General features: G+C 61.3%; 6 protein-coding genes and 1 pseudogene. 4 read left to right on the top strand and 3 right to left on the bottom strand.

Annotated elements, in window-relative coordinates; all coding sequences use genetic code 11:
- Window positions 1-2: 2 nt before the first annotated feature.
- Window positions 3-230: a hypothetical protein gene (locus WBV42_RS05255; RefSeq protein ID WP_423985090.1), complete on the bottom strand. Its 228-nt coding sequence runs from the start codon at window positions 228-230 to the stop codon at window positions 3-5.
- Between the two features lie 145 nt (window positions 231-375).
- On the opposite strand from WBV42_RS05255, the gene WBV42_RS05250 reads away from it, so the two are divergent.
- The 3 genes from WBV42_RS05250 to WBV42_RS05240 all read left to right on the top strand — a co-directional run bounded on the left by WBV42_RS05250 (window position 376) and on the right by WBV42_RS05240 (window position 3,174).
- Window positions 376-1,134 carry a DUF2797 domain-containing protein gene (locus WBV42_RS05250; protein ID WP_423985089.1) on the top strand — a complete coding sequence of 253 codons (759 nt, stop codon included), beginning with the start codon at window positions 376-378 and terminating at the stop codon, window positions 1,132-1,134.
- Between the two features lie 23 nt (window positions 1,135-1,157).
- Window positions 1,158-2,495: a DEAD/DEAH box helicase gene (locus tag WBV42_RS05245; protein ID WP_423985088.1), complete on the top strand. Its 1,338-nt coding sequence runs from the start codon at window positions 1,158-1,160 to the stop codon at window positions 2,493-2,495.
- A gap of 181 nt (window positions 2,496-2,676) precedes the next feature.
- The gene (locus WBV42_RS05240) at window positions 2,677-3,174 is read left to right on the top strand and encodes a hypothetical protein (RefSeq protein WP_423985087.1); all 498 of its coding nucleotides are present in this window, start codon (window positions 2,677-2,679) and stop codon (window positions 3,172-3,174) included.
- On the opposite strand, the gene WBV42_RS05235 is transcribed toward WBV42_RS05240, so the two are convergent.
- Window positions 3,175-3,600, bottom strand: a complete 426-nt coding sequence (locus tag WBV42_RS05235; protein ID WP_423985086.1) for a hypothetical protein — start codon at window positions 3,598-3,600, stop codon at window positions 3,175-3,177. It lies immediately after the preceding gene.
- Between the two features lie 38 nt (window positions 3,601-3,638).
- On the opposite strand from WBV42_RS05235, the gene WBV42_RS05230 reads away from it, so the two are divergent.
- Window positions 3,639-5,144, top strand: a complete 1,506-nt coding sequence (locus WBV42_RS05230) for a DUF790 family protein (RefSeq protein ID WP_423985085.1) — start codon at window positions 3,639-3,641, stop codon at window positions 5,142-5,144.
- 19 nt (window positions 5,145-5,163) lie between these two features.
- Here the strand turns inward: WBV42_RS05230 and WBV42_RS05225 are convergent.
- A pseudogene (locus WBV42_RS05225) lies at window positions 5,164-5,275 on the bottom strand (DUF7122 family protein); the annotation flags it as partial.

Here is a 5,275-nt window from a genome sequence, read left to right as displayed (position 1 = left end):
CGTCACGCCCCGGATTGCGCGTTTTCCTCGACGTAGCGTATTTCCGGATTCCCGTCTAGTTCCTCCCAGCTTTCGCGTGGAATCACCACCGTCACCACGTCGAGCGACTCGAACTCCCGGACGACGGTCACTGCGGCGTCCAACGCCGCTCGTTTGCCTCCCTCACCGTCGTACCCGATGTTCACTTCGACGGTGTCCCGCTCGGAATCTCCCGATTCATGGCCTGACACGACATACCATTGCCAAGGACGTTATTAAACTATTTCCATAGTTGTACTTTTTATTTAAATAATAAAAATTAACATCTGAATGGGAGATCCCGTAGATATCGAGCGGAACGATACGCCTTTTATCCGGTGAAACCCAACGTTCGTTGTGCAGATCGTCGGCTACGAGACAGGCGCATCCGGTGACGAACCACCAGCACTGCTGGTGAGCGACGGCGATTCCCTTTCGCGTGAGACGCTCGAACGGGGGACCGAACTCGAATACACGCTCGGGGAACGACACTGTGCGGGAACGTTCGACGGATCGACGCACATCCCCTGTTCTCGTCCCGACGCCCCTTACTGTGATGTCCACACCAGCATGTGGGTCTGTGCTCGCTGTACCGGTACCTGTCTCAAGGACGAGATGGACTGTTTCGAGGACCACGCCATCTACCTCGCCGCGTTCGCACCCACGACGTTCAAGGTCGGGGTCACCCGTGAGTGGAGACTCGAAACGCGGCTTCGGGAACAGGGTGCGGACCGCGCCGCCCACCTCGCGACCGTGAAGGACGGCCGAATCGCCCGCGAGCGCGAGGCCGAAATCGCCGAAACGTTCACCGACCGTGTCCGCGTCCCGGCGAAGATCCGTACCCTCAACCGAACCGTCGACGGGACCGCGTGGCAGGACGCGTTATCCCGGTTCGACCCGCTCGAAACGTTCGATTTCGATTACGGCTTCGAACTGGAATCCGCACCCGTCCACGAGACGCTCGCCAGCGGCACCGTCCTCGGAACGCAAGGCCGCGTTCTCGTCCTCGAACGCGCCGGGACGGCCTACGCGACGGACATGCGCGACCTCGTCGGCTACGAACTCGAAGTCGGCACGACTGACCGAAGCCTGCAGGCCAGCCTCGGCACCTTTTAGATTCCGTACTCCCCACGTTCGGTGTGGCAGACGTGACCCTCTCCTTCGAGAACGGGACGCTTCGGGTCGAAACCGAGCGCGAAATTCCCCACACCGAACCCGACCCGCGCTCGAAGACGCGCCGCGCCCCCGCCTTCCGCTACGCGGCCATCCGTAAGTACTGCGAGGAGGATGGACTCTCCCTCTCGGACACCGTCCTCGACCTCGCCGAACTCCCGCCGCTCCACTCCGCCTACGAACTGCGGGACTATCAGGAAGCCGCGCTCGATTCGTGGGAGGACGCGGGACGGCGAGGCGTTCTCGAACTCCCGACTGGGAGCGGAAAGACCGTCATCGGCGTGAAGGCCATCGAACGCTGTCAAACCCCGACGCTCGTCGTCGTCCCGACAATCGACTTGCTCACGCAGTGGCGGCGCATCCTCGAAACCGAGTTCGACGTTCCCATCGGCCAACTCGGCGGCGGCGAACAGAACGTGGAAGGACTCACCGTCTCGACCTACGATTCGGCGTACCTCCGGGCCGACGACATCGGCGACCGGTTCGGTCTCGTCATCTTCGACGAAGTCCACCACCTCGGCGGCGAAGGCTACCGCGAAATCGCCCGCCTGCTGGCCGCCCCCGCCAGAATGGGGTTGACCGCGACGTTCGAACGTCCGGACGGCGCACACGAGGTCGTAAGCGACCTCGTCGGGGAGAAGGTCTTCGACATCGACGTGGACGAACTCGCCGGAACGCACCTCGCGCCGTACGACGTGAAACGCATGACCGTCGAACTCACACCCGAGGAGCGCGAGCGATACGAGGCGGCTCAGGGCGTGTTCACCGACTACCTCGCCAGTTCGTCCATTCAGATGCGGAGCGGGAGCGACTATCAGGAACTCGTCAAACGCTCGGGAAGCGACCCGAAAGCCCGCAAGGCGCTCCTCGCCAAACAACGCGCGCGTGACATCATGATGAACAGCGAGGGGAAGGTCACCATGCTCGGTGAAATCCTCGGCAACCACCGGGGCGACCGAATCATCGTCTTCACCGCACACAACGACCTCGTGTACCGACTCTCGGAGCGATTTCTCATCCCAGCGATCACACATCAGACGTCGGCCCCCGAACGTCGGGAGATCCTCGACCGCTTTCGGCGGGGGGATTACTCGCGCGTCATCACGTCGAACGTGCTGGACGAAGGGGTAGACGTTCCGGATGCCAACGTCGCAGTCGTTCTCTCCGGGAGCGGAAGCGAACGCGAGTTCACCCAGCGTCTCGGCCGAATCCTCCGCGCGAAGGACGACGGAGGGCGTGCGCTCCTGTTCGAAGTCGTCACCGAGGAGACGGCCGAAGTTCGCGTCGCGAACCGCCGCCGATAGATTTTCGTCCATCTGTTCAGATAGTATATATTGTTTTCATACTATCTTCTACGTCTATAGTTTTGATAGTATTTTAATAGTACTCAATATTTGTGTCGCCTTTGTCTCGAATGGGGGCGACCTCCCCCTCTGACATGGCTCCCGGGGTCGTCCCCACTACTCTTCGAACCGGAGACTGACGATGACCGAAGTATCCACCCCATCGACGACCGACGAATACGAGCTACTGACTGCGAAACAGAAAGAACAGGTCGGGAACACCGAGACGGCAACCGTTCGGCGCGTGCACGTGTGTGAGACGCACGTCTGTCTTTTACTCGACTTCGGGTGGACGGCCGACCCGGCACGGGTCAGTTACGATTTGGACGACGACGGTGACGTGCGTAACCTCGAAGCCGTGACCGCCGAGCACGGTTTCGAGTTCGCGCAGGTCGGTTACTTGGAAGAACTTCCGCTGGCAGTTCGATACACGGATGACGAATGGGTTCCGACTGCCCACACCGTGTCGTCGAGCGGGTACGGTTCCCTCCTCGAAGTTGTCAGCGTGGAGCGCGTTCGAACGGCCGTCCGTCGATTTGTCGTTCGGGTACGGTCGATAACCATGGAAGAGTTCATCGTTGGCGTGATACTCACCAAAAAAATGCTCGTGGTCGCGATTCTGATCTGGTGGCTGCTGTAGTTACTTCAAGTTGATGGATATCGGCCGGTTCGTTGCGTTCTCGTATCTGTCGTACGTCATGTCGAAGGGAACACTGACCTCTTTCGTCTTTCCTGCGGGAATCGTTATAGTCGGTGTTTCCTCGTGAACAGTACCGTCCGTTTTTACTGTCACCTTGAGGTCCGCGGATTCCGTTTCCTTCCCGGTGTTTTTCACCGTAACGACGACCACGAGGTGGCCGTTTTCCCCCTTCTTCGGCTTGATTCCGCGACTTTCTAAGTCTCCGGATCGACTATTATCCCCGTCATCCTTCTGATTTCCACGGTCACCAAGAATAGTGGCACAACCGCTCATCGAGGTAAGAGAGACAACGAGACCGAGTTTCTGGAGGGATTCCCGTCTTCGCATACTCCATCCCATTGGAGCAGTTGGAATGAATCTTCTCATTCCGACTTCTTTTGTATTCGAACTACGTACCCCACGCCGTGCTTACGAAAGACCTGCTCCGGGTTTCCCGCGCCGGGGGAGGCTACCATCCGCAGTTCGCCGACCGAGAACACCGACCGCTCGCAGCACGCGTGCTCGGCACGTATCAGGGCCACGTCGGCGAACCGCACGCTCGGCTCCAGTCCGCACTTTCCGACCTCGAAGCTGACGCATCGGATTTCAAACTCGTTCGCGGGTTCGCCAAACTCCTCGAACGCGAAGCGACGTTCGAACCTCGTGCCCCCATCCGACCCGAACGCGCTCGAACCGTCGCGTTCGAAACCGCGGAGACGGTCGGTGTCGCCACCGAAGAGGAGCGAAAGACGGCGCTCGATCGCGCCGCGGAGCGCCTCGACGCGACTCCGGACGACGTCGCCACGTCGCTGTACGCCGACCTCGAAGAGCGTCAACCGCTCGTCGCGTTCGATTCGCGATGGGACCCCGACGAACTCGTTGCCCAGTACAACCTCTCGCTCGCCCAAACAGCGCTGTTCGACGCGACGGAACTCCGGGTTCGAACCTCGGACCCGCGGGCGCTCGTCTCGGCCGTCAAACGACTCCGGTTGATGTACGAAATCCACAAGACGGACGCCGGACGGGAAGTCGTCGTCACCGGCCCGGACGCGCTCTTCCGTTCGACGCGGCGATACGGAACGCGGTTCGCCCGCCTGCTTCGAACCGTCGTCAAGGCCGATTCGTGGCGACTCGTGGCGACCATCGACGACTACGGAACCGAGCGCGAACTCGTACTCTCCGATGCGGACCCCGTACGCCCACCCGGAACGGAACCCATCGCCGACGTGACGTTCGACAGCGACGTCGAGCGGGAGTTCGCGACCCGATTCGAAGCGCTCGAACTGGACTGGGACCTCGTCCGCGAACCGGAACCGCTCGCGGCGGGTGCCCGAGTGATGATTCCCGACTTCGCCTTCGACTATCGGCACGCCGACTTCCGCGTGTTCTTCGAGATCATGGGGTTCTGGACCCCCGAATACGTCGCAAAGAAGCTCTCGCAGTTGGACGCCGTGGACGACGTGCAACTGCTCGTCGCAGTGGACGAAACCCTCGGCGTCGGCGAGGAGATTTCCGCCCGGGACCATCGCGCGATTCCGTACTCGGGGTCGATTCGACTGAAGGACGTTCGTGACGCGCTCCGGCGGTACGAGGACGAACTCGTCGCCGCGAGCGTCGATGCGCTCCCCGACGAACTCGTGCCGGACGCAGACGTGGTTTCCATCGCAGACCTCGCCGAGGAACACGGGGTCAGCGAAGACGCGCTGGAAGGCAAGTCGTTCCCCCGGCATCGACAGGTCGGCAGAACACTGATTCGACCCGCCGTCCTCACGGATATCGGGGACGAAATCGAGGACGGCATGGCCTACTCGGACGCGAAATCGACGTTCTCCGAGCGTGGTATCGAGGACGACAGCGCGCTCCTCTCGGAACTCGGCTACGTCGTCGAGTGGGAGGGACTGGGCGGCGGCGTCGTGCGACGCCGCGAGTAAGATAGGCGGTGTGAAATCCTCAGAGGTCCCGCTGTCGCCCTTGCGGCACGAGCGACTGGAGTTCGCCGTGAAGGAACAAGCCGACGCCGAGCGGTTCGACTTTTCCCGCGATTTCGTGCGCGGCGATGAGG

The sequence above is a fragment of the Haladaptatus sp. genome (assembly GCF_049589095.1).
In the GTDB taxonomy this organism is placed as follows: domain Archaea; phylum Halobacteriota; class Halobacteria; order Halobacteriales; family Haladaptataceae; genus Haladaptatus.
This window is presented reverse-complemented; position numbering and strand designations above follow the sequence as displayed.